The sequence below is a fragment of the Citrobacter sp. Ct235 genome (genome assembly GCF_030332305.1).
Lineage (GTDB): Bacteria > Pseudomonadota > Gammaproteobacteria > Enterobacterales > Enterobacteriaceae > Citrobacter_A > Citrobacter_A telavivensis.
Genome location: NZ_JAOWIC010000048.1, coordinates 327,953 through 351,971 on the forward strand (window position 1 = coordinate 327,953; position 24,019 = coordinate 351,971).

The following is a 24,019-nucleotide window of genomic DNA, read 5'->3' on the forward strand; positions in this document are numbered from 1 at the left end:
ATTATCGCCCCGCCCGTTCGCGGCTGAGCCGCGCCAGCCATTCAGAAATCAACAGTGAAATCAGCGCCAGTACGATGGAGATAAGGCACAGTCGCGCCGCGGCGCTTTCACCGCCAGGCGTCTGGATCAGGGTATACATCGCCGAAGGAATGGTGCGCGTTTCTCCGGGAATGTTGGAGACAAAGGTAATCGTAGCGCCAAACTCGCCGAGCGAGCGGGCAAATGCCAGCACCGTGCCGACAATAATGCCAGGCAGCGTTAGCGGGAGAGTAATGGTGAAGAAGACGCGCCAGCGTCCAGCGCCCAACGTCCGGGCGGCTTGCTCCAGCTTGATGTCCACCCCTTCCAGCGCCAGCCGGATGGCGCGCACCATCAGTGGGAAAGACATCACTGCCGCCGCCAGTACCGCGCCGCGCCAGCTAAAGGCAAAGGTAATACCAAACCAGTCGTACAGCCACTGACCGATAAATCCGCGCCGTCCCATCGAGACCAGCAGCAGATAACCGACCACCACCGGCGGTAACACCAGCGGCAGATGCAGCACGCTATCCAGTAAGGCTTTGCCTGGGAAGGTGCAGCGCACCAGCAGCCAGGCAAAGAATATCCCAAACGGCAAACTAAACAGCACGGCCAGGGAAGACACTTTCAGGCTCAGGAAAACGGCCTGCCATTCGGGATCGGTCAATATCATTACTTGGTCGTAAATCCGTAGCGTTTAAAGATTTCAGCAGCCTGCGGTCCTTTCAGGTAATCATAGAACGCGCTGACCGTGGCGTTTTTATGTCCATCGACAATCGCGATGGGGTATTCCACTTTTTTGTGCGAGTCTTCCGGGAAGGTGGCCACGACTTTAACCCCTTTGCTGGCAACCGCGTCAGAACCGTAAACGATGCCCAGTGGCGCTTCGTTACGCTCGACCAGCGCCAGCGCGCCGCGCACATCTTCTGCTGGTGCCAGTTTCGGTGACAATGTTTCCCAGGCACCCAGTTTCTGTAGCGCTTCTTTCGCGTAGATCCCCGCCGGAACGTGTTCCGGATCGCCCACCGCCAGCCGTCCACCGTTCAGCAGCGTCGTCCAGTTGGTTTTACTGTCGATAGTAAAATCTTTCTGCTCACTGGCTTTTGGCGCCACCACCACAAGGCTGTTGCCCAGCAGCGTCTGACGCGATGCCGTATCAATCGACTTCTTATCTACCGCGTAGTCCATCCATTTCTGATCGGCAGAAATGAACAGATCCGCTGGCGCACCAGCTTCTATCTGGCGAGCCAGCGTCGAAGATGAAGCAAAAGAGGAGACCACGTCGACATTCTTCTCTTTTTTGTATTCTGCCGCGATATCCTGCATCGCGTTAGTCAATGACGCCGCTGCAAATACCGTGATTTTCCCTTCATCCGCCAGCGCATGTCCGGCAACAGTCAGTGATAATGTTGCCCCAGCAAACAGGCGTAACCATGTACGAGCCATCTGTAACTCCTTTCGAGTGTCGTTATGTAGACGCAAATATAACGACAAAGCAACGTTTTTCCCAGAAGTTATTGATACCTATAAGAGGTTACGCAAAGAAAATATCGGCAGGAATGAGGAGAACTTGAGAAACAATCCCCATTGGATTTCGGGTTGCATTAGGGCGGCAAATCTTTGAGCGATCGGGCGCGGCCAACAAAAATGCGGCCTGAAAGACGAAGGAGACAAAAACGCCCGACTGAGCGGGCGTTTGAAATCAGTGATTCTGTCTGGACTGGTCTTTCTGACCGATACCGGAGAAAATGTTGAACACTTCACCGAGACCGTAAATCAGACCCAGGATGATGGCCATCACCACAGGTACCATGATTACGGCGAATACCAGACTTTTCAATAACTCTAACATGGTCAACTCCTGATATAGTCCTTGTAGTATTCTAACCGCATCACTGAGAAAAGCACTCCCCTTTTGTGCGGTCGGCTTTGCGTCTCTGTGGTTTTCCGTCACAATAACCTTTTTACCAGGATCTTGTTATGCAAGCCGAAATCCTTCTTACCCTGAAACTTCAGCAAAAACTGTTTGCCGATCCCCGACGCATCTCTTTGCTCAAGCATATTGCACTTTCCGGTTCCATTAGTCAGGGCGCGAAAGATGCAGGCATCAGCTATAAGAGCGCCTGGGACGCCATCAATGAAATGAACCTCCTCAGCGAGCAGACGCTGGTCGACCGTGCGACAGGCGGCAAAGGCGGCGGTGGCGCAGTGTTGACCCGCTACGGGCAGCGCCTGATCCAGCTTTACGATCTGCTGGGGCAGATTCAGCAAAAAGCCTTCGATGTCTTAAGCGACGATGACGCGCTGCCGCTCAATAGCCTGTTAGCGGCGATCTCGCGTTTTTCCCTGCAAACCAGCGCGCGTAACCAGTGGTTTGGCACCATTACCGCCCGCGATCGCGATCAGGTGCAGCAGCATGTCGATGTGCTGTTAGCCGATGGTGAAACGCGGCTGAAAGTGGCGATTACCGCCCAGAGCGGCGAGCGACTGGGGCTTGATGAAGGCAAAGAAGTCCTCGTGCTGCTGAAAGCGCCGTGGGTGGGGATCACCCTGGACGACGCCATCGCCCAGGCGGCAGATAACCAACTCCAGGGCATTATCAATCATATTGAACGCGGCGCAGAACAGTGTGAAGTATTAATGACGCTGCCGGACGGTCAGATACTGTGCGCCACCGTACCCGTGGATGATGCCGCATCGCTGTCCGAAGGCGCTAACGTTACAGCGTATTTCAATGCCGACAGAGTGATTCTCGCGACATTGTGCTGAGTATCACCGCAACGGTATAACGGCGGGAAGTTACCCGCCGTTATTTTTTCTTTGAAATTCATTACAAAATGAATAATCCCACCCGGCAAAAAACGACGCATCGTTGGCTATTTTTTGCTGGCGACAGGGGGCATTAAAAAGCTCATCGTACCCGCAATACCCTCTTTTTATTGCGGATTACGGAGCAAAAAATGTCAGACTTACCGGAGTGGCAGACACTCGCCAACAAGGAGCTCAGCCGACGGGGAAAAACCGTCGAATCGCTGGTCAAACAGACAGCGGAAGGCATTGCCATCAAGCCGCTGTATACCGAAGCCGATCTCGATAAACTGGAAGTCACCGGCACCCTTCCCGGTCTGCCGCCTTACGTACGCGGACCGCGCGCAACCATGTATACCGCGCAACCGTGGACCATCCGTCAGTACGCCGGTTTCTCTACCGCCAAAGAGTCTAACGCTTTCTATCGTCGCAACCTCGCCGCCGGACAGAAGGGCCTTTCTGTGGCTTTCGATCTCGCCACCCACCGTGGTTATGATTCCGATAACCCACGCGTCGCGGGCGATGTCGGCAAAGCGGGCGTGGCGATAGATACCGTCGAAGACATGAAGGTACTTTTCGACCAGATCCCTCTGGATAAGATGTCGGTGTCGATGACCATGAACGGCGCGGTACTGCCAGTGATGGCGTTTTACATCGTCGCGGCGCAAGAGCAAGGCGTGACGCCGCAGCAGCTAACCGGAACCATTCAGAACGATATTCTGAAAGAGTACCTCTGCCGCAATACTTACATCTACCCGCCAACGTCCTCAATGCGAATTATCGCCGACATCATCGCCTGGTGTTCGGACAACATGCCTCGCTTTAATACCATCAGCATCAGCGGCTACCATATGGCCGAAGCGGGTGCCAACTGCGTGCAGCAGGTCGCCTTTACGCTGGCCGATGGCATTGAATACATCAAAGCCGCCCTTTCCGCCGGACTGAAAATTGACGACTTCGCGCCCCGCCTTTCGTTCTTCTTTGGCATAGGCATGGATCTGTTCATGAACATCGCCATGCTGCGCGCGGCGCGTTATCTGTGGAGCGAAGCAGTTAGGGGTTTCGGCGCAACCGACCCGAAATCCTTAGCGCTTCGCACCCACTGCCAGACCTCTGGCTGGAGCCTGACCGAACAGGATCCGTATAACAACGTGATCCGAACCACTATCGAAGCGCTCGGCGCCACGCTTGGCGGCACCCAGTCGCTCCATACCAACGCCTTTGACGAAGCACTCGGTCTGCCCACCGACTTTTCCGCCCGCATTGCACGTAACACGCAGATAATCCTTCAGGAAGAGTCAGAAATCTGCCGCACCGTGGATCCGCTTGCCGGATCATACTATGTGGAATCATTGACCGATCAGGTCGTGAAACAGACGCGGGAGATTATCAGGCAGATCGACGAGGCCGGTGGAATGGCAAAAGCTATCGAAGCCGGGCTGCCGAAACGGATGATCGAAGAGTCCTCTGCCCGCGAACAGTCGCTGATCGACCAGGGCAAGCGCGTGATTGTCGGCGTCAACAAATACAAGCTGGAAAAAGAAGACGAAACGACGGTACTGGAGATAGACAACATTAAGGTGCGCAACGAGCAGATCGCCTCGCTGGCGCAGGTCCGCGCGACCCGCGATGATGCCGCCGTTAACGCCGCGCTGGCGGCGTTAACCCACGCCGCACAGCATAATGAAAATCTGTTGGCCGCCGCCATTCATGCGGCGCGCGCACGCGCCACGCTGGGTGAGATCTCCGACGCGCTGGAATCCGCATTTGACCGTTATCTGGTGCCAAGCCAGTGCGTCACCGGGGTGATTGCGCAGAGCTACCATCAATCCGAGAAATCGGCCTGCGAGTTTGACGCCATCGTTGCGCAGACCGGGCAGTTCCTCGAAGACAATGGTCGCCGTCCCCGCATTTTGATCGCCAAAATGGGCCAGGATGGTCACGATCGCGGTGCGAAAGTGATCGCCAGCGCCTATTCCGATCTCGGATTCGATGTCGATCTCAGCCCGATGTTCTCCACCCCGGAAGAGATCGCCCGTCTGGCGGTAGAAAACGATGTACACGTCGTCGGCGCCTCATCGCTGGCGGCCGGTCACAAAACGCTCATCCCTGAACTGGTCGCCGCGTTGAAAAAATGGGGGCGTGACGATATCTGCGTGGTCGCCGGCGGCGTGATTCCTCCCCAGGATTATGCCTACCTGCAGGAGCGCGGCGTAGCGGCAATTTACGGCCCCGGCACGCCGATGCTGGACAGCGTACGCGATGTGCTGAGGCGGATAAGCCAACATCATGATTAACGAATCCACGCTGGCTGACACCGTGAGGCTATTACGACAGGGAGAACGGGCCACGCTCGCCCAGGCCATGACGCTGGTGGAGAGTCAACATCCTCGCCATCAGGCGCTGAGCGCGCAACTGCTGGATGCCATTATGCCTTTCACCGGCAACGCGCTGCGCCTGGGCATCACGGGCACGCCTGGCGCCGGGAAAAGCACGTTTCTGGAGGCTTTCGGTACGCGTCTTACCCGCGACGGACTGCGCGTGGCGGTGATTGCCGTCGATCCCAGCAGTCCTGTCAGCGGTGGCAGCATTCTTGGCGACAAAACGCGAATGACCGAACTGGCGCGATCGGATGCGGCCTTTATCCGCCCGGCGCCCTCGCGTGGTCATCTGGGCGGTGCCTGCCTGCATGCCCGGGAACTGGTGCTGCTGTGCGAAGCGGCGGGGTTCGACGTTGTGATCGTTGAAACCGTCGGCGTTGGACAGTCGGAAACGGAAATCGCTCACATGGTGGACTGCTTTGTGTCGTTACAAATAGCCGGTGGCGGCGACGACCTGCAGGGCATCAAAAAAGGGATCATGGAAATGGCGGATTTGATTGTCATCAACAAGGATGACGGCGAAAACCACAACCACGTCGCCATAACCCGCCATATGTACGAAAGCGCACTGCATATTTTGCGCCATAAATATGCCGAATGGCAGCCGCAGGTGCTGAGCTGTAGCGCGCTGGAAAAGCGCGGTATTGACGAGGTCTGGCAGGCCATCTGCGATTTCAGAACCCAGTTAACCGCCAGCGGACGACTGCAGCAGGTGCGCCAGTTGCAGGAAATTAACTGGTTGCAAAAACAGACAGAAGCCGAGGCGCTGCGGCTCCTGTTCTCCCGTGACGACTTCGACCACTATTACAACCTGACGCAGCAGGCCGTCAAAAATAACCGTCTCTCGTCACGCGCCGGTCTTCAGCAAATCCGCGAATACCTTCTGAATCATTACTTTGAATAAAGAGAAAAATATGTCTTATCAATACGTTAATGTTGTCATTATCCGAAAAGTGGCAGTCATTGAGTTCAACTATGCCCGCAAGCTGAACGCCCTGAGCAAAGTGTTTATTGACGATCTCATGCTGGCGCTCAGCGATCTCAATCGCCCGGATATTCGCTGTATTATCCTGCGCGCACCAGCCGGTGCGAAGGTATTTTCCGCCGGTCACGATATTCATGAGCTCCCCGCTGGCAGGCGCGATCCGCTCTCTTATGACGATCCGCTACGCCAGATCACCCGCATGATTCAGAAGTACCCAAAACCGGTTATCTCCATGGTCGAGGGCAGCGTCTGGGGAGGCGCATTTGAGATGATCATGAGTTCCGATCTGATCATCGCAGCCAGTACCTCCACGTTCTCTATGACTCCGGTTAATCTTGGCGTGCCGTACAATCTGGTCGGTATCCACAACCTGACTCGCGATGCGGGTTTCCATATCGTCAAAGAGCTGATCTTCACCGCCTCCCCTATTACCGCACAGCGTGCGCAGGCGGTCGGTATCCTCAACCACGTTGTCGCCGTCGAAGAGCTGGAGGATTTCACGTTGCAGATGGCGCACCATATCTCGGAAAAAGCGCCGCTTGCCATCGCGGTGATAAAAGAAGAGCTACGCGTGCTTGGCGAAGCGCACACCATGAATTCCGACGAGTTCGAACGTATTCAGGGAATGCGCCGTGCCGTTTATGACAGCGAAGATTATCAGGAAGGGATGAACGCGTTTTTGAATAAACGTAAACCCAACTTTGTCGGCCACTGATACCGGGAAGGGACACAATATGAAAGACCCCTGGTCACGGATGAGCGCCGACGACGCGGCGCAGATTATTGAACATAATGCGATGGTTGCCTTCAGCGGCTTTACCCCCGCGGGTTCTCCCAAAGCACTCCCTGCGGCTATCGCCCGCCGCGCCAGCGAGTTTCATCAGGCGCAAAAACCGTTTCAGATTAGGCTGCTGACGGGGGCGTCTATTAGTGCTGCCGCCGATGATGTACTGTCCGAGGCTGACGCCATCTCATGGCGCGCGCCGTATCAGACGTCAGGCAGCCTACGGCAAAAAATCAATCAGGGTCAGGTACGCTTTGTTGACTTACATCTGAGCGAAGTGGCACAGATGGTTAACTATGGCTTCTTTGGTGATATTGACGTTGCGGTAATTGAAGCCTCGGCCATTGCGCCTGACGGACGGGTCTGGCTTACCAGCGGGATCGGCAATGCCCCCACCTGGCTGCTGCGGGCAAAAAAAGTCATCATTGAGCTGAATCACTACCACAACCCACGCGTCGCTGAACTGGCTGATATCGTCATTCCCGGCGCGCCGCCGCGTCGCAACAGCGTGCCCATTTATCATGCGATGGATCGCGTTGGCACCCGGTATGTGCAAATCGATCCTGACAAGATTGTGGCGGTGGTTGACACTGAACTGCCCGACAGCGGAAACGTACTGGATAACACCAACCCTGTCAGCCAGCAAATCGCCGATAACGTCGTGACGTTTCTGCTGGAAGAGATGGCGCGCGGGCGCATTCCACCCGAGTTTCTGCCGCTGCAAAGTGGGGTTGGCAATATCAATAATGCCGTAATGGCGCGGCTTGGGGAGAATCCGGACATTCCGCCCTTTATGATGTACTCAGAGGTGTTGCAGGAGTCGGTCGTCCATCTGCTGGAAACGGGAAAAATCACCGGATCCAGCGCCTCCAGCCTGACGGTATCCGCCGATTCCTTGCTGAAGATTTACGACAATATGGACTTCTTCGCCAGCCGTATTGTGCTCCGCCCGCAGGAGATTTCCAATAATCCAGAGATTATCCGCCGTCTTGGGGTGATAGCCCTGAACGTGGGGCTGGAATTTGATATCTACGGTCACGCCAACTCGACACACGTGGCCGGTGTGAATCTGATGAACGGCATTGGCGGCAGCGGTGATTTTGAGCGCAACGCCTATCTGTCTATCTTTATGGCGCCATCCATCGCCAAAGGCGGCAAGATTTCCACCATCGTCCCGATGTGCAGCCACGTTGACCACAGCGAACACAGCGTGAAGGTGATCGTCACCGAACAGGGGATCGCCGATCTTCGCGGACTCTCACCGTTGCAACGGGCGCACACGATCATCAACAACTGTGCCCATCCACTCTACCAGGACTATCTGCACCGCTATCTCGATAGTGCGCCTGGCGGGCATATTCACCACGATCTCAGCCACGTGTTCGATCTGCACCGCAATCTGATTGAACACGGTTCGATGCTCGGCTAATTCACCTCTGTGCCACGATCTTCCGCAATTTGCTGAAGCATCGTGGCGGTATAGCGGTGGTTTTTCAACGAGTACAGGTATTCCTGCATATACATCGGACGGCCAGGCGCATCGAAATACTTCAGTGTCGCCGGGTTCACCAGACGCCACGCAAAGTATGGGATCACGGTCAGAAACTGCCCGCGCTCCACCGCGCTGATCTTCGCCATAAAGCTGTAAGGGCGGTAGATAATCGTCGGGTTAATGCCGCATGGCCGCATATGTGCTTCCAGTATCGCCTCAAAATTGGCCCGATTCTGAAAACGCATTTGCAGCCAGGGCAGTTCACGTAGCAGATCCTGCGGCTGTTTATCCTCGTAGCGACGGGAAACGAGGAACCCCAGACGCAGCGGCTTCAACTCACTGATGGTCAGATTATCCAGTTCCTGCACGCGGGCCGAAACATACTGCGGCGAAATGATAAAATCGAGTTGACGGCCAAACAGGTTATCAATGACTTCGTTTTCGCTGAACTCGACAGACTTAACGGTCACGCCGTCGTACTTGTCGCCCAGGCTAATCAACTGGTCGAAAATAATCGTCGGATAGGTGTTGTCTACGCCAATCACAATATTGCGCGAACCGCGCACAGAGTGATGAATTTCATTATCGATCGCCGACAAGGACTGATAAATCGGAAACAGTTTCTGATACAACTCCTGCCCGGCCTTGTTCAGACTTATGCTGTTATCCTTGCGGGTAAACAGCGTGTAGCCAATCTGATCTTCCAGCGCCGAAATACTTTTGCCAAACGGCGATGCCGTCATGTGTATTTTTTCAGCCGCTCTGGCGATATTATTGGTTTGCGCCAACAGGATGAAATTACGCATTTTTTTCGAGATAAAAATATCCACAAAACACTCCATCATTAATCGCCATGACATCTCTACTGGCTGCGAAAAATACTGGATAACGCGTCGCCCTTTTTTGCAGTGGTTCACAAAATAGCGATAGTTCTGTCGCCGTAACCGCCACATGGCACAGATACCTACATCGATTTTAAAGCGCCGTTTTTTTTACCCGCAGTCGCGCTAATCACATTGACATTCCTTCCCGGAACACGTATCCCTGTCATTCATTGCTGCAAAAAATGGGATACAAAATGTCATCGTTGCATATTTCGCAAGGCACGTTTCGTCTTAGCGATACAAAAACGCTTCGCCTGGATTCCGTGACATTAAACGCGGGTGAGAGTTGGGCGTTTGTCGGCTCGAACGGAAGCGGGAAATCGGCGCTGGCGCGCGCGCTGGCCGGCGAGTTACCGCAGCTCAAAGGCGAACGCCAGTGCGCATTCTTGCGAATGACCCGTCTTTCATTTGAGCAACTGCAGAAGCTGGTCAGCGATGAATGGCAACGCAATAACACCGATATGCTCAGCCCCGGCGAAGAGGATACCGGACGCACCACGGCAGAGATCGTTCAGGACGAGGTGAAAGACCCGGACCGCTGTGCGACGCTGGCGCGGCAGTTTGGTATCACTCATCTGCTCGATCGCCGCTTTAAATACCTCTCTACCGGCGAAACGCGCAAAACATTACTCTGTCAGGCGCTGATGTCTGAGCCTGATTTGTTAATTCTCGATGAGCCATTTGACGGCCTGGATGTCGCCTCCCGCCAGCAGTTAGCAGCACTGCTTGAAACGCTGTACCAGTCCGGCATCACGCTGGTGCTGGTGCTGAACCGCTTTGATGAAATCCCGGCGTTCGTTCAGTATGCCGGCGTGCTGGTTGACTGCACCTTAACGGAAATCGGATCGAAAACGGACTTGCTCCAGCAGGCGCTGATCGCCCAACTTGCCCATAGCGAGCGACTGGAAGGGGTGGCGCTGCCTGAAGCAGACGAACCTGCTGCCCACCCCGCCCTGTCTGCCGAGACGCCGCGGATCATCCTCAAGAATGGCGTCGTGTCGTACAACGATCGTCCTATTCTCGATCGCCTGAGCTGGCAGGTGGATCCCGGTGAGCACTGGCAGATTGTCGGCCCCAACGGCGCCGGAAAATCCACGTTGCTCAGCCTGATAACCGGTGACCACCCGCAGGGATACAGTAACGATTTGACGCTGTTTGGCCGTCGTCGTGGCAGCGGTGAAACCATCTGGGATATCAAAAAACACATTGGCTATGTCAGTAGTAGCCTGCATCTCGACTACCGGGTGAGCACCACGGTGCGCAATGTGATTTTGTCGGGATATTTCGACTCTATTGGGATCTATCAGGCCGTGTCAGACCGTCAGCAGAAACTCGCGCAACAGTGGCTGGATATTCTGGGACTCAATAAACGTACCGCCGACGCGCCGTTTCATAGCCTCTCCTGGGGACAACAGCGTCTGGCACTGATCGCCCGGGCGCTGGTTAAGCACCCGACCCTGCTGATTCTGGACGAACCTTTACAGGGGCTGGACCCGCTGAACCGCCAGCTCATCCGTCGTTTTGTCGACGTGTTGATTAGCGAGGGCGACACGCAGCTACTGTTTGTTTCCCATCACGCTGAAGATGCACCGGCCTGCATTACCCACCGTCTGGAATTTGTGCCAGAGGGCGAGACCTATACCTATCTGCAAACGCCGTTGCGTTAGTTTTCATCCGTGGGTGCGAAAGCGCCCTTTTTTTTCGGATAAAAGGCGCAATCATTCTTAAAGCTTATGATTTATAATTAAATAATTGATGGCTCAGCGAGAGAATTCGCGAGTGTAAACGATTCCACTATTTTATTCCATGTCACACTTTTCGCATCTTTGTTATGCTATGGTAATTCCATACCATAAGCTTAACGGAGCGAATTATGAGAGTTCTGGTCACCGGTGGTAGCGGTTACATAGGAAGTCATACTTGTGTGCAGTTACTGAAAAACGGTCATGACGTCATCATCCTTGATAACCTCTGTAACAGTAAGCGCAGCGTACTGCCTGTTATTGAACGTCTGAGCGGCAAACATCCGACGTTTATCGAAGGCGATATCCGCAACGAAGCGCTGATAACCGAAATCCTGCACGATCACGCGATTGACACCGTCATCCATTTTGCCGGGCTGAAGGCCGTCGGCGAATCTGTCGCAAAGCCGTTGGAATACTATGACAACAACGTCAACGGAACGCTGCGACTGATTAGCGCCATGCGCGCCGCCGGTGTCAAAAACGTCATTTTCAGCTCGTCGGCAACCGTCTACGGCGACCAGCCGAAAATCCCTTACGTCGAAAGCTTCCCGACCGGTACGCCGCAAAGCCCTTATGGCAAAAGCAAATTGATGGTCGAGCAGATCCTCACCGATCTGCAAAAAGCGCAGCCGGAATGGAGCATCGCGCTGCTGCGCTATTTCAACCCGGTTGGCGCACATCCATCAGGTGACATGGGCGAAGACCCGCAGGGCATCCCGAATAACCTGATGCCGTACATCGCGCAGGTGGCGGTGGGCCGTCGCGACTCCCTGGCCATTTTTGGCAACGACTACCCGACCGAAGACGGCACTGGCGTACGCGATTACATCCACGTGATGGATCTCGCTGACGGTCACGTTGCCGCGATGGAAAAACTGGCGGACAAACAGGGCGTCCATATATACAACCTCGGCGCGGGGGTCGGCAGCAGCGTGCTTGACGTGGTCAACGCCTTCAGCAAAGCCTGCGGTAAACCGGTTAACTATCACTTTGCTCCGCGCCGTGATGGCGATCTGCCTGCCTACTGGGCGGATGCCAGCAAAGCCGACCGCGAACTGGACTGGCGCGTGACGCGCACGCTTGATGAGATGGCACAGGACACCTGGCACTGGCAGTCGCGTCATCCGCAGGGATACGAGGATTAAGAAACCATCATGAGTCAATTCAACCCCGTCGATCATCCGCATCGCCGCTTTAATCTCCTCACCGGACAGTGGATTCTGGTCTCGCCGCATCGTGCTAAACGCCCCTGGCAGGGGGCGCAAGAAACCCCCTCAAACGACGCGCTACCGGCACACGATCCGGACTGCTTCCTGTGTGCAGGCAATACCCGCGTCACTGGCGATAAGAACCCGGATTACCGTGGGACGTTCGTCTTCACCAACGACTTCGCGGCGCTGATGACCGACACGCCCGACGCGCCGGACAGTCACGATCCGCTGATGCGCTGCCAGAGCGCACGCGGCACCAGTCGCGTTATTTGCTTTTCGCCGGATCACAGCAAAACCCTGCCAGAGCTTAGCGTTCCCGCCCTGACAGAAATTGTGAAAACCTGGCAAGAGCAAACCGCAGATCTCGGGAAACACTATCCCTGGGTGCAGGTTTTTGAAAACAAAGGCGCGGCGATGGGGTGCTCGAACCCCCACCCCCACGGACAGATTTGGGCCAACAGTTTCCTGCCAAACGAAGCCGAACGCGAAGATCGTCTGCAAAAAGCCTGGTTAGCTGAGCAGGGGTCACCGATGCTGGTCGACTACGTACAGCGCGAACTGGCTGACGGCAGTCGTACGGTAGTGGAAACCGAACACTGGCTGGCGGTGGTGCCTTACTGGGCGGCCTGGCCGTTCGAAACGCTATTGCTGCCGAAAGCGCATGTACTACGCATCACCGATTTGACCGACGAACAGCGTGCAGACCTGGCGCTGGCGTTGAAAAAACTGACCAGTCGTTATGACAATCTCTTCCAGTGCTCTTTCCCGTATTCGATGGGCTGGCACGGCGCGCCGTTTAACGGTGAAGAGAATGGCCACTGGCAGTTGCACGCGCACTTTTATCCGCCGTTACTGCGCTCCGCGACCGTCCGTAAATTTATGGTCGGTTACGAAATGCTGGCAGAGACCCAGCGCGATCTCACAGCGGAACAAGCGGCAGAACGTCTGCGCGCGGTCAGCGACATCCATTTTCGCGAATCCGGAGTATAAAAATGAGTCTGAAAGAGAAAACACAATCTCTGTTTGCAGAAATTTTCGGCTACCCTGCGACCCACACTATTCAGGCACCAGGCCGCGTCAACCTTATCGGTGAGCATACCGATTATAATGACGGCTTTGTGCTACCCTGCGCCATTGACTATCAAACCGTCATCAGTTGCGCTGCCCGCAACGACCGCCTGATCCGCGTTATTGCTGCCGATTACGATAATCAGACTGACGAGTTCTCCCTTGATGCCCCCATCGTGACTCACGACAGCCAGCAATGGTCAAACTATGTGCGCGGCGTGGTGAAACACCTGTTAAAACGTGACAGCAGCTTTGGCGGCGCGGACCTGGTCATCAGCGGTAATGTTCCGCAGGGCGCGGGCCTGAGCTCTTCCGCCTCGCTGGAAGTGGCGGTCGGTACTGTGTTCCAGCAGCTCTATCATCTGCCGCTGGACGGCGCACAGATTGCGCTTAACGGTCAGGAAGCGGAAAACCAGTTTGTCGGTTGTAACTGCGGAATTATGGATCAGCTCATTTCTGCGCTGGGTAAGAAAGATCATGCCCTGCTGATCGACTGCCGGACGCTGGGCACCAAAGCGGTCTCGATGCCAGAAGGCGTGGCGATTGTGATCATCAATAGCAACTTTAAGCGCACGCTGGTCGGCAGCGAGTACAACACACGTCGTCAACAGTGCGAAACGGGCGCACGTTTCTTCCAGCAACCGGCATTGCGTGATGTCAGCCTCGAGGCTTTTAACGCCGTGGCGAATGAACTGGACCCACTGGTTGCCAAACGCGTCCGTCACGTGTTAACTGAGAATGCGCGGACGGTAGAAGCTGCCAGCGCGCTGGAAAAAGGCGATCTGCACCGCATGGGGCAACTGATGGCGGAATCGCACGCATCAATGCGTGATGATTTCGAAATCACCGTGCCGCAGATTGATACGCTGGTTGACATCGTCAAAGCCACGATTGGCGACAAAGGCGGCGTGCGCATGACCGGCGGCGGGTTTGGCGGCTGCATCGTCGCACTGATGCCGGAAGCGCTGGTCCCAGCGGTCCAGCAGGCCGTCGCCGAACAGTACGAAGCCAAAACCGGTATCAAAGAAACTTTCTATGTGTGCAAACCATCACAAGGAGCAGGACAGTGCTGAATGAAACACCTGCACTGGCACCCGATGGTCAGCCGTACCGCCTGTTAACCCTGCGCAATAGCGCAGGGATGGTGGTCACGCTGATGGACTGGGGTGCTACATTACTCTCGGCCCGCATTCCCCTTTCCGACGGCTGTGTGCGTGAAGCGCTGCTGGGCTGTGCCAGTCCGGAACATTATCAGGAGCAAGCGGCGTTTCTGGGTGCCTCAATTGGTCGTTACGCCAACCGTATCGCCGACAGCCGCTACGTCCTCAACGGGGAAACGGTGACCCTGCAACCAAGCCAGGGCGTCAACCAGTTGCACGGTGGGCCGGACGGATTTGATAAACGCCGCTGGCAAATCGTTAACCATAACGAGCGTCAGGTTCTGTTTGCCATAAGCTCAGACGATGGCGATCAGGGGTTTCCGGGCAACCTTTGCGCCACGGTGCAGTATCGTCTGACCGATGACAACCGCATTTCCATTACCTATCGCGCGACGGTGGACAAGCCGTGCCCGGTGAATCTGACCAGCCACGTCTACTTCAACCTCGACGGCGATCAGACCGACGTGCGCAACCACAAGTTGCAGCTTCTGGCGGATGAGTATCTGCCGGTTGATGAAGGCGGGATCCCACGCGATGGTCTGAAACCGGTCGCCGGAACCTCATTTGATTTCCGCACCGCGAAGGTTATCGCCAGTGAGTTTCTTGCCGATGACGACCAGCGCAAAGTGAAGGGTTACGATCACGCCTTCCTGTTGCAGGCACAAGGCGACAGTAAAAAGCCGGTTGCCCTGCTCTCTTCTGAGGACGGGAAGTTGCAGATGGAAGTCTACACTTCGGCCCCGGCGCTGCAGTTTTACTCCGGTAACTTTCTCGGCGGCACCTCTTCACGCGGACCGAACGCCTACGGCGATTATCAGGGTCTGGCGCTGGAGAGTGAATTCCTGCCGGACAGCCCGAACCATCCGGAATGGCCGCAGCCAGACTGCGTTCTGCGCCCCGGCGAAGAGTACACCAGCCTGACGGAATATCGCTTTATTCCTTCCTGAGGGTGCAGCGACCCTGTGTTAAGTGCCCGATAGCGCATGCGTGTCGGGCTTAAGACATCTCACCTTGCTCAAATCCCCACCACTCAAAGACAAAATCGCAACTCAGAGTTCACAAGAACCTTACACTGCTGCACTATTTTCGCTATGGTTATGCGTAAGCATTGCCGCTGACCTGTCATGGCAATATAATGAGAATTATTATCATTCGATAAAGCTTGAGGAGTGAGAGTATGGCTGTAACTAAGCTGGTTCTGGTACGCCACGGCGAAAGCCAGTGGAACAATGAAAACCGCTTCACCGGTTGGTACGACGTTGACCTGTCCGAAAAAGGCGTGGGCGAAGCGAAAGCGGCAGGCAAACTGCTGAAAGCTGAAGGCTATAGCTTCGATTTTGCTTATACCTCCGTGCTGAAACGTGCCATCCACACGCTGTGGAACGTACTGGATGAACTGGATCAGGCCTGGTTGCCGGTGGAGAAATCCTGGAAGCTGAACGAACGTCACTACGGGGCGTTGCAGGGTCTGAATAAAGCGGAAACCGCTGAAAAGTACGGTGACGAGCAGGTTAAACAGTGGCGTCGTGGTTTCGCGGTGACCCCGCCGGAACTGACCAAAGATGACGAGCGCTATCCGGGCCACGATCCGCGTTATGCCAAACTGACCGAAAAAGAGTTGCCGCTGACCGAAAGCCTGGCACTCACTATCGATCGCGTTATCCCTTACTGGAACGACACCATTCTGCCACGCATGAAGAGCGGCGAGCGCGTAATCATCGCGGCGCACGGTAACTCCCTGCGCGCGCTGGTAAAATACCTCGATAACCTGAGCGAAGAAGAAATCCTCGAATTGAACATCCCAACCGGCGTACCGCTGGTGTATGAATTCGACGAAAACTTCAAACCGCTCAAGCGCTACTATCTGGGTAATGCTGACGAGATCGCCGCGAAAGCCGCTGCCGTCGCCAACCAGGGTAAAGCGAAGTAATCTGAATGGCCCGGTGGCGAATGCTGACCGGGCCATTTTTCTTAAACTCCAGTCACCCCATCCAGCACCACCTGCGCCCTGCCCTGCGAGCAACGCTCCACGCGAGCCTGTACGTTATACACTTCCGCCAGACTTTCCGTGGTGATGACCTTTTCCGGCTCGCCGCTGGCGACCCGCTTTCCGGCTTTCAGCATCAGCACATGTTCACAATGGCGTAGCGCAATATTGATGTCATGTACCACTACCACCGTGACCATATTGCGTAGCCGGGTTTCACGGCGAACGAGATTCATCACATGAAATTGGTAGTTTAGATCTAACGCGCTCAGGGGCTCATCGAGCAACAACAACTCGGGACGGCGGATCAGCGATTGCGCCAGCCCCACAAGTTGCCGTTGTCCCCCGGAAAGCTGATCAAGAAAATGCAACGCCAGATGGGCAATCCCCAGTTGTTCGAGAATCGCCAGCACCTGTTCATCATCGCGTTTACCCAGCGCCCGCTGCGCGACATGGATCGACTCCAGAACATGCAAATGTACCCCTTGCGGCAGTGACTGGGGCAAAAACACGACGTTGGCGGCCCGCTCAGCCAGCGACAGCGCCGACAGGTTTTTTCCCCCAAGCATCATCTCACCCTGCGCTTTACTCAATCCGGCCAGCGCGCGTAACAAGGTGGACTTCCCGCAGCCGTTCGGCCCCAGCAGCGCGGTAATTTTACCGCGCGGCAGTTCGTCGACATGAAGATCGTCAATCACCGGTCGTTTTGGGTAGCCCGCAGTGACGCCCCGCAGGATCAAGCCACTCATGACATGCTCCCCCGGTGGCGCAAAATAATGCTCAGAAAGAACGGGACGCCCACCAGCGAGGTGACAATGCCCACCGGAATGATGATACCGGGAAGGATGTTCTTCGAGGCGACAGAGGCCAGAGAGAGCACCAGCCCGCCCGTCAGGATGCTGCCAGGCAGATAGAAGCGGTGATCTTCACCAAACAGCAGACGTGAGATGTGCGGTGCCACCAGGCCAATGAAGCCAATCGGGCCGACGAAGGCCACTGAGAGTGCGGACAGCAGGCTGATGCGCAACAGCGACGACAGGCGTAAGCGGCGTACGTCGATGCCAAAACTCATCGCCCGATCCTCCCCCAGTCGCAGCGCGGTCAGTTGCCAGGCGCTGCGCATTGACCACGCGCCAACGCAGATAAACGCCAACGCCAGTACGGCCAGTTTTTCCCACGACGCCCGCGCCAGACTGCCCATTGTCCAGAACACCAGCCCCTGTAACGTATCCTCATCGGCCACAAACTGCATCATCGACACCAGCGCATTAAAGGTAAACACCAGTGCAATACCAAACAGCACCACGCCAGAGGTCGCCACGCGGGTCCAGCGGGTTATGCCGTCGAGCAACAGTGCAGAGAGCAACGCAAAAATGAAGGCATTTGCTGGAATGAACCACGCGTCAGGAATACCAGGAATGCCGATCCCCAGCACAATCGCCAGCGCCGCGCCAAATGCCGCTGCCGAAGAGACGCCCAACGTGAACGGACTCGCCAGCGGATTATTGAGGATGGTCTGCATCTCAGCCCCGGCCAGCCCCAGCGCCATGCCCACCAATAGCGCCATGAGGGCGTAAGGCAGGCGGATTTCCCAGACGATAACCCGAGTGCCGCCGCTGGCGCTCATTGGATGAATCAGCGTTTGCCAGAGCTCGCCGATTGGCAAACCTGACGGGCCAAGCGTGAAATCCAGCAACAGCGAGCCGCCAATCGCCAGTACGCTCATCAGTACCAACAGCACACGCGTGCGGATGATCCTGCGATATTGTGTATTAATGGCATCATCAATGGGTGTCTGAGAAAGAAGAGACATAGCGGGTAACGGGAGTTGGCGAATGAAGGCCGAATTATAGCGCACTTGCCACACGCTATATAAGAAATTATATCTCGATAGATTGTTAGACGACGAAGAGACAAAAAAGCCGACTCCAGCAGTCGGCTTTTCAGGTTTAGGACGTTTTATCCGCGACGCGCTTTTACCGCATCCGCGAGTTGGCGCAGGATAGTGTCGGTATCTTCCCAGTTAATACAGGCATCGGTAATGCTTTTACCGTACACCAGCGGTTCACCACTGTCCGGATTCTGATTACCTTCAACCAAATGGCTTTCAATCATCACGCCCATAATGGCTGTCTCACCGTTGGCGATTTGCTGACACACATCGGCCCCGACTTCCATCTGCTTTTTAAACTGCTTACAGGAGTTGGCATGGCTGAAATCAATCATGATTTGCGCAGGCAGACCCGCTTTCGCCAGACCTTCTTTCACCGCCGCTACGTGTGCAGCGCTGTAGTTCGGCTCTTTGCCGCCGCGCAGAATGATATGGCAGTCGCCGTTACCGCTGGTGTTCACAATGGCGGAGTGACCCCATTTGGTGACCGAGAGGAAGCAGTGTGGCGCACCGGCAGCGTTGATGGCATCAATCGCCACTTTGATGGTGCCATCGGTACCGTTCTTGAAGCCAACCGGACAGGAGAGACCCGACGCCAGCTCACGGTGAACCTGAGATTCTGTGGTACGCGCGCCAATCGCGCCCCAGCTCATCATGTCCGCCAGATATTGCGGGGTAATCATATCGAGGAATTCACCAGCCGTCGGCAGGCCGCTGTCATTGATATCCAGCAGCAGCTTACGCGCAATACGCAGACCGTCATTAATCTGGAAGCTGTTATCCATGTGCGGATCGTTAATCAGCCCTTTCCAGCCAACGGTCGTACGCGGTTTCTCAAAGTAGACACGCATGACGATTTCCAGCTCGCCTTTCAGCGCTTCGCGCAGCGCCAGCAGGCGACCCGCGTACTCTTTCGCCGCGACGGGATCATGAATTGAGCACGGCCCAATCACCACCAGCAGGCGATCGTCATTCCCTTTCAAAATTTTGTGAATGGCTTTACGCGCATGGGCAACCGTGTTGGCGGCATTTTCTGTAGCGGGGAATTTTTCCAGCAGTGCGACAGGGGGTAATAACTCGTTGATCTCTTTAATACGTAAATCGTCGTTCTGATAATTCATGATTATTCCAGCGTTGCCATACTTATATAAATGAATGCAATCCCTCCAATCTATATCCTCAGTCTAAAAGTGTAAACGGGCTTTTACACTTCGGACGGATTAATCCTGGAATTTAGCTGAAAAACGCCAGAAAGTAGCGGAAAACGAGATCTAACCTACAATTCTTAACTGCAACCACTCTGTTTGTGAATTTTTTCAAGATTCTCTACTGAGCTATTGCGCTCATCTGGGATCTTCAACCATTGCCTGACCCTTTGACTGGCATATGCACTGTTGGAAGACGTTATCCGACATCTCAACCAAAACAGGAGCATCTTATGAAAATGACAAAATTGGCTTCACTTTTTTTGACCGCCACGCTCAGCCTCGCCAGCAGCGCTGCACTGGCCGCCGAATCCAACACCCAGAGCAATAATGGCCAGGCGAACGCCGCCGCCGACGCCGGCCAGGTTGCCCCGGATGCAAAAGAAAACGTCGCCCCGAATAATGTCGATAACGACAATATCAACTCTGGCGGCACGATGCTGCATCCAAATGGCTCATCCATGAATCAGGAGGGAATGACCCAGGATGAAGTACACAAAAACACAATGTGTAAGGACGGGCGCTGCCCGGACATGAACAAAAAAGTGGAAACCGGTGATGGTATGAACAACGATGTTGATAGCAAAACCGATGGTACCACCCAGTAAAACTGAAAACCGGACTAATAATGGGAGAGCCCTGGCTCTCCTCTGATTGCAGACAAAGAAGGAAAAAGCGTGGTTTTTCCTTCTTTGTGGTTATCAGCCGAAAATCAATAAATTGATTTTCCCGTTTTTTAATTAGGCGATCTCTGCTTGTCCGGTATCAGCATGAGGTTGGTCAACACTTTCGGGAGAGCCCTGGCTCTCCTTTTTATTTTATTCGTCCAGAAACGGTATGATGTCATACAGTTAAGATAAGAATAACCAAGGGATGACATTATGGCGCACTCACACTCTCATTCTGCCCCGCACCTGCCCGAGGATGGCAACGCCCGCCGACTGCTGCTCGCATTTTGCATCACTGCGGGCTTTATGTTGCTGGAGGTGGTGGGAGGAATTTTATCCGGATCGCTGGCGCTACTCGCCGATGCCGGACATATGCTGACCGATGCCGCCGCGCTGTTGTTTGCACTACTGGCCGTCCAGTTTGCCCGCCGACCACCAACTATCCGCCACACCTTCGGCTGGCTGAGGCTGACAACGCTGGCCGCCTTCGTCAACGCGATTGCGCTGGTAGTCATTACGATTTTAATCGTCTGGGAGGCGATTGAGCGCTTCTACACGCCGCGCCCGGTGGCAGGCGGCATGATGATGATCATCGCCGTCGCTGGCTTGCTGGCAAACGTCTTTGCCTTCTGGATCCTGCATCGTGGCAGCGAAGAAAAAAACCTCAACGTGCGCGCCGCGGCACTGCATGTGATGGGCGATTTACTGGGGTCGGTCGGGGCTATCATCGCGGCGGTAATTATTATCTGGACCGGCTGGACGCCCGCTGACCCGATTCTGTCAATACTGGTCTCGCTGCTGGTTCTGCGGAGCGCGTGGCGCTTATTGAAAGATAGCGTGAATGAGTTACTGGAAGGTGCCCCGGTTTCGCTGGATATCGCTGCCCTGCAACGCCACCTCAGCCGGGAGCTTCCCGAAGTGCGTAATGTCCATCACGTGCACGTGTGGATGGTGGGTGAAAAACCGGTCATGACCCTGCATGTACAGGTGATTCCGCCGCACGATCATGACGGGCTACTGGAACGCATCCAGCACTTTCTGATTCATCATTACCAGATTGAACACGCCACCATTCAGATGGAATATCAGCCCTGTCACGGACCGGACTGCGATCTGAACCAGAAGACATCCGGTCATTCACATCATCACCACTAATGGGACAGCGCGTGCGAGCCTCGTTCGCGTGCGCTGTTAATCCACATCCTGCTACCGTTGAGCGCAATGAAGGTCAGGATCAAGTACTCCAGCGACATCGCATAAACCCCCTGCAGGGCAAAGATCACGACGCTAATCACATTGATAACCACCCACAGCAGCCAGTTCTCGACGTATTTGCGAGTCATCAGGATCATCGCCACAATCGATAGCACCATCATACAGGAATCCCAGAACGGGAAGGCATCTGGCTGCAATTCCGGGACGGCGACCTGCAAGCCAAGCATCTGCATGAGCGTCACCGCAATGCGGGTCAAAAAGGCAAAAACCGGGTCGATATAAACCGTCATCAAACCGATCGCCACCACGCAAACCGCCAGCCAGCCCAGCGCCTTAGGCAGGGGCAGCCAGCGAATTTTGAGTTCCGCCTCGTTCTGCGTGGTCTGCCGCGACCAGGCGTACCAGCCGTAAATGTTGGCAGCGAAGAAGAAAAGTTGCAGCAGCAGGCTGGCGTAGAGTTGGATCTGAAAAAAGATGATCGCAAACAGCGTGACGTTAATCAGGCCGAAAGCGTAGTTGCTGATCTTCTCCATGCTGGCAAGGCCAATACACAGCAAACCGGCGATGGTGCCCACCGCTTCGATCCATGACAGATCGTACCCCCCTGCGCCGATTGGAATATGTACCAGAATGTTCTGCGTGCTAAAAAAGTCCATCTTTTCCCCCAGAGCGTTTGATTATCTACGCACGTAGTGTAGCCGCAAATTTCAGCATGCGGTTTAACGGCACGAGTGCGCCTTCTCGCAGCGCCTCATCAACGTGTATCTCATGGGTCTTCCCACCCTGCTCCAGGCCTTCAGCGATCGCTCTGAGGCCGTTCATCGCCATCCACGGACAGTGCGCACAGCTGCGGCAGGTGGCCCCTTCACCGGCTGTGGGGGCTTCCAGCAACTCTTTGCCCGGTACCGCCTGCTGCATTTTGTAGAAAATACCCCGATCGGTGGCGACAATAAGTTGCTGATGCGGCAGGGTTTTAGCTGCATTAATGAGCTGACTGGTCGAACCGACGGCATCGGCCATGTCCACTATCGACTGTGGTGATTCCGGATGAACCAGGATCGCGGCATCCGGGTATAGCCCTTTCATGCGGCTCAGCGCCTGCGTTTTGAACTCATCATGGACGATGCATGCTCCCTGCCAGCAGAGGACATCCGCCCCCGTCTGCTTCTGGACATATTTCCCGAGATGGCGATCCGGTGCCCAGATGATTTTTTCACCCAAACTATCCAGATGCTCAATCAGTTCAACCGCAATGCTGGACGTCACCACCCAGTCGGCGCGGGCCTTAACCGCCGCGGAGGTATTCGCGTAGACCACGACAGTGCGATCCGGATGGGCATCGCAGAACGCGCTGAACGCGTCAATCGGACAGCCGAGATCTAACGAGCATTCCGCCTCAAGGGTTGGCATTAAAATGGTTTTTTCCGGGCTGAGGATTTTGGCCGTCTCGCCCATAAAGCGAACCCCTGCGACAAGCAGCGTGGAGGCAGAATGGTTTGCACCAAAGCGGGCCATCTCCAGTGAATCAGAGATACAACCGCCGGTCTCTTCAGCCAGTTGCTGGATTTCAGGGTCGGTGTAATAGTGCGCAACCATCACTGCGTCACGCTCCTTCAGCAGGCGCTTGATCTTTTCGCGGTAGAACGCCTTTTCATCGGCGCTCAGCGGTACCGGCTTCGGGGGAAACGGATAGATTGCGGCTTCAGGGTCAAACATCACGCTCATCATGCTTTCTCGTTTTACTGGCTTAACGAAACAACCGACTTAAGGCGCGATGCATGCCATGTTCGGTCATATTTGTTTTATATGCTAAACAAGATAGCGGATTGAGCGGCAAAAGTCACAACAATTGCGCTTGCTAACGCCGGATAGCGACTGACGTCTTATCCGACCTACAAGGGCGTAGCCATTGACCAGATCAATCATTGTAGGCCTGATAAGCGAAGCGCCATCAGGCATGACACAGGTTCGAATCGTTGGATTCTGCGCATAGCAAAAAGGCGCCACCAGCGCCCTCTTTTACACTGGTGGGTCGTGCAGGATGACTCGCTTCGCTCGCCCTTCGGGCCGTCGCCGCCAGCGGCTCCGTTGTTTCGCTACGCTCAACACCGAACCTGCTGCAGGTTCGAATCATTAAATTCTGCGCATAGCAAAAAGGCGCCTTTAGGGCGCCTTTTTACACTGGTGGGTCGTGCAGGATTCGAACCTGCGACCAATTGATTAAAAGTCAACTGCTCTACCAACTGAGCTAACGACCCATATGGGGTTTACTGCTTTATTCTTTTCAGGAACCCACTTTGATATTGGTGGGGCGTGCAGGATTCGAACCTGCGACCAATTGATTAAAAGTCAACTGCTCTACCAACTGAGCTAACGCCCCATTCGGGTGTTACCTGAAAGATTTTTTACTCGGCACCAATTCGATATTTAATATTAAATTGGTGGGTCGTGCAGGATTCGAACCTGCGACCAATTGATTAAAAGTCAACTGCTCTACCAACTGAGCTAACGACCCGA

At 55.0% G+C, this 24,019-nt stretch carries 22 protein-coding genes, 3 tRNA genes and 1 other RNA gene; 13 read left to right on the plus strand and 13 right to left on the minus strand.

Annotated features, from left to right (window positions below; translation table 11 throughout):
* Nucleotide 1: 1 nt before the first annotated feature.
* The 3 genes from modB to OGY35_RS16970 form a co-directional block, all read right to left on the minus strand.
* Entirely contained in the window at nucleotides 2-691 is a 690-nt protein-coding gene (gene modB / locus OGY35_RS16960) for a molybdate ABC transporter permease subunit (RefSeq protein ID WP_152405393.1), read from the minus strand.
* Nucleotides 691-1,464 carry a molybdate ABC transporter substrate-binding protein gene (gene modA, locus OGY35_RS16965; RefSeq protein WP_042320522.1) on the minus strand — a complete coding sequence of 258 codons (774 nt, stop codon included), beginning with the start codon at nucleotides 1,462-1,464 and terminating at the stop codon, nucleotides 691-693. Before modA ends, modB begins: the two co-directional genes overlap by 1 nt.
* A gap of 256 nt (nucleotides 1,465-1,720) precedes the next feature.
* A complete protein-coding gene (locus OGY35_RS16970; RefSeq protein ID WP_003023026.1) occupies nucleotides 1,721-1,870 on the minus strand; it encodes an AcrZ family multidrug efflux pump-associated protein in 150 nt (49 codons plus the stop codon).
* Nucleotides 1,871-1,998: 128 nt separating this feature from the next.
* Between OGY35_RS16970 and modE the strand changes: the two genes are divergently transcribed.
* From modE to scpC, 5 genes are all read left to right on the plus strand, one after another.
* Nucleotides 1,999-2,787 (plus strand): molybdenum-dependent transcriptional regulator, encoded by a 789-nt coding sequence (modE, locus tag OGY35_RS16975; protein WP_286632906.1) that lies wholly within the window; start codon nucleotides 1,999-2,001, stop codon nucleotides 2,785-2,787.
* Between the two features lie 191 nt (nucleotides 2,788-2,978).
* Complete coding sequence (gene scpA / locus OGY35_RS16980) at nucleotides 2,979-5,123, plus strand: methylmalonyl-CoA mutase (protein WP_286632907.1); 2,145 nt, start codon at nucleotides 2,979-2,981, stop codon at nucleotides 5,121-5,123.
* The gene (meaB, locus tag OGY35_RS16985) at nucleotides 5,116-6,111 is read left to right on the plus strand and encodes a methylmalonyl Co-A mutase-associated GTPase MeaB (protein WP_286632908.1); all 996 of its coding nucleotides are present in this window, start codon (nucleotides 5,116-5,118) and stop codon (nucleotides 6,109-6,111) included. Before scpA ends, meaB begins: the two co-directional genes overlap by 8 nt.
* Before the next feature lie 10 nt (nucleotides 6,112-6,121).
* Complete coding sequence (gene scpB, locus OGY35_RS16990) at nucleotides 6,122-6,907, plus strand: methylmalonyl-CoA decarboxylase (protein WP_286632909.1); 786 nt, start codon at nucleotides 6,122-6,124, stop codon at nucleotides 6,905-6,907.
* Nucleotides 6,908-6,926: 19 nt separating this feature from the next.
* Nucleotides 6,927-8,405: a succinyl-CoA:acetate CoA-transferase ScpC gene (gene scpC, locus OGY35_RS16995; protein WP_286632910.1), complete on the plus strand. Its 1,479-nt coding sequence runs from the start codon at nucleotides 6,927-6,929 to the stop codon at nucleotides 8,403-8,405.
* Here scpC and srsR read toward each other — a convergent pair.
* Nucleotides 8,402-9,298 carry a LysR family transcriptional regulator SrsR gene (gene srsR, locus OGY35_RS17000; RefSeq protein ID WP_178826107.1) on the minus strand — a complete coding sequence of 299 codons (897 nt, stop codon included), beginning with the start codon at nucleotides 9,296-9,298 and terminating at the stop codon, nucleotides 8,402-8,404. The two genes, scpC and srsR, sit on opposite strands and share 4 nt — an antisense overlap.
* Before the next feature lie 248 nt (nucleotides 9,299-9,546).
* Between srsR and modF the strand changes: the two genes are divergently transcribed.
* The 6 genes from modF (at nucleotide 9,547) to gpmA (ending at nucleotide 16,466) form a co-directional block, all read left to right on the plus strand.
* Nucleotides 9,547-11,019 carry a molybdate ABC transporter ATP-binding protein ModF gene (modF, locus tag OGY35_RS17005; protein WP_286632911.1) on the plus strand — a complete coding sequence of 491 codons (1,473 nt, stop codon included), beginning with the start codon at nucleotides 9,547-9,549 and terminating at the stop codon, nucleotides 11,017-11,019.
* Nucleotides 11,020-11,225: 206 nt separating this feature from the next.
* Nucleotides 11,226-12,242 (plus strand): UDP-glucose 4-epimerase GalE, encoded by a 1,017-nt coding sequence (galE, locus tag OGY35_RS17010; RefSeq protein WP_152405400.1) that lies wholly within the window; start codon nucleotides 11,226-11,228, stop codon nucleotides 12,240-12,242.
* A 9-nt stretch (nucleotides 12,243-12,251) separates the two neighbouring features.
* Nucleotides 12,252-13,298, plus strand: a complete 1,047-nt coding sequence (gene galT, locus OGY35_RS17015; RefSeq protein WP_286632912.1) for a galactose-1-phosphate uridylyltransferase — start codon at nucleotides 12,252-12,254, stop codon at nucleotides 13,296-13,298.
* Between the two features lie 2 nt (nucleotides 13,299-13,300).
* Nucleotides 13,301-14,449 (plus strand): galactokinase, encoded by a 1,149-nt coding sequence (galK, locus tag OGY35_RS17020; RefSeq protein WP_286632913.1) that lies wholly within the window; start codon nucleotides 13,301-13,303, stop codon nucleotides 14,447-14,449.
* Nucleotides 14,443-15,483, plus strand: a complete 1,041-nt coding sequence (gene galM / locus OGY35_RS17025; RefSeq protein ID WP_286632914.1) for a galactose-1-epimerase — start codon at nucleotides 14,443-14,445, stop codon at nucleotides 15,481-15,483. Before galK ends, galM begins: the two co-directional genes overlap by 7 nt.
* 230 nt (nucleotides 15,484-15,713) lie before the next feature.
* Nucleotides 15,714-16,466 carry a 2,3-diphosphoglycerate-dependent phosphoglycerate mutase gene (gene gpmA / locus OGY35_RS17030; RefSeq protein WP_042320535.1) on the plus strand — a complete coding sequence of 251 codons (753 nt, stop codon included), beginning with the start codon at nucleotides 15,714-15,716 and terminating at the stop codon, nucleotides 16,464-16,466.
* Nucleotides 16,467-16,507: 41 nt separating this feature from the next.
* On the opposite strand, the gene OGY35_RS17035 is transcribed toward gpmA, so the two are convergent.
* From OGY35_RS17035 to aroG, 3 genes are all read right to left on the minus strand, one after another.
* Complete coding sequence (locus OGY35_RS17035) at nucleotides 16,508-17,272, minus strand: ABC transporter ATP-binding protein (RefSeq protein WP_178825474.1); 765 nt, start codon at nucleotides 17,270-17,272, stop codon at nucleotides 16,508-16,510.
* Nucleotides 17,269-18,336 (minus strand): FecCD family ABC transporter permease, encoded by a 1,068-nt coding sequence (locus tag OGY35_RS17040; protein WP_286632915.1) that lies wholly within the window; start codon nucleotides 18,334-18,336, stop codon nucleotides 17,269-17,271. The genes OGY35_RS17035 and OGY35_RS17040 overlap by 4 nt, the downstream gene beginning before the upstream one ends.
* A gap of 146 nt (nucleotides 18,337-18,482) precedes the next feature.
* The gene (aroG, locus tag OGY35_RS17045; RefSeq protein WP_043001333.1) at nucleotides 18,483-19,535 is read right to left on the minus strand and encodes a 3-deoxy-7-phosphoheptulonate synthase AroG; all 1,053 of its coding nucleotides are present in this window, start codon (nucleotides 19,533-19,535) and stop codon (nucleotides 18,483-18,485) included.
* A gap of 317 nt (nucleotides 19,536-19,852) precedes the next feature.
* Here aroG and OGY35_RS17050 point away from each other — a divergent pair, with 317 nt between their 5' ends.
* Entirely contained in the window at nucleotides 19,853-20,227 is a 375-nt protein-coding gene (locus OGY35_RS17050) for a YbgS-like family protein (protein WP_152405407.1), read from the plus strand.
* Nucleotides 20,228-20,500: 273 nt separating this feature from the next.
* Nucleotides 20,501-21,442, plus strand: coding sequence for a CDF family zinc transporter ZitB (gene zitB / locus OGY35_RS17055; RefSeq protein ID WP_286632916.1), 942 nt, complete (start codon nucleotides 20,501-20,503; stop codon nucleotides 21,440-21,442).
* Here the strand turns inward: zitB and pnuC are convergent.
* The 6 genes from pnuC to OGY35_RS17085 form a co-directional block, all read right to left on the minus strand.
* A complete protein-coding gene (pnuC, locus tag OGY35_RS17060; protein WP_152405409.1) occupies nucleotides 21,439-22,158 on the minus strand; it encodes a nicotinamide riboside transporter PnuC in 720 nt (239 codons plus the stop codon). The two genes, zitB and pnuC, sit on opposite strands and share 4 nt — an antisense overlap.
* Nucleotides 22,159-22,183: 25 nt before the next feature.
* On the minus strand, nucleotides 22,184-23,227 hold the full coding sequence (nadA, locus tag OGY35_RS17065; protein ID WP_286632922.1) for a quinolinate synthase NadA: 1,044 nt from the start codon (nucleotides 23,225-23,227) through the stop codon (nucleotides 22,184-22,186).
* A 300-nt stretch (nucleotides 23,228-23,527) separates the two neighbouring features.
* Nucleotides 23,528-23,662: non-coding RNA, RtT sRNA (locus OGY35_RS17070), on the minus strand.
* A gap of 22 nt (nucleotides 23,663-23,684) precedes the next feature.
* Nucleotides 23,685-23,760: transfer RNA gene (locus OGY35_RS17075), tRNA-Lys, on the minus strand.
* 46 nt (nucleotides 23,761-23,806) lie between these two features.
* Nucleotides 23,807-23,882, minus strand: a tRNA-Lys gene (locus OGY35_RS17080).
* Nucleotides 23,883-23,941: 59 nt separating this feature from the next.
* Nucleotides 23,942-24,017 (minus strand) — tRNA-Lys (locus OGY35_RS17085).
* Nucleotides 24,018-24,019 lie beyond the last annotated feature (2 nt).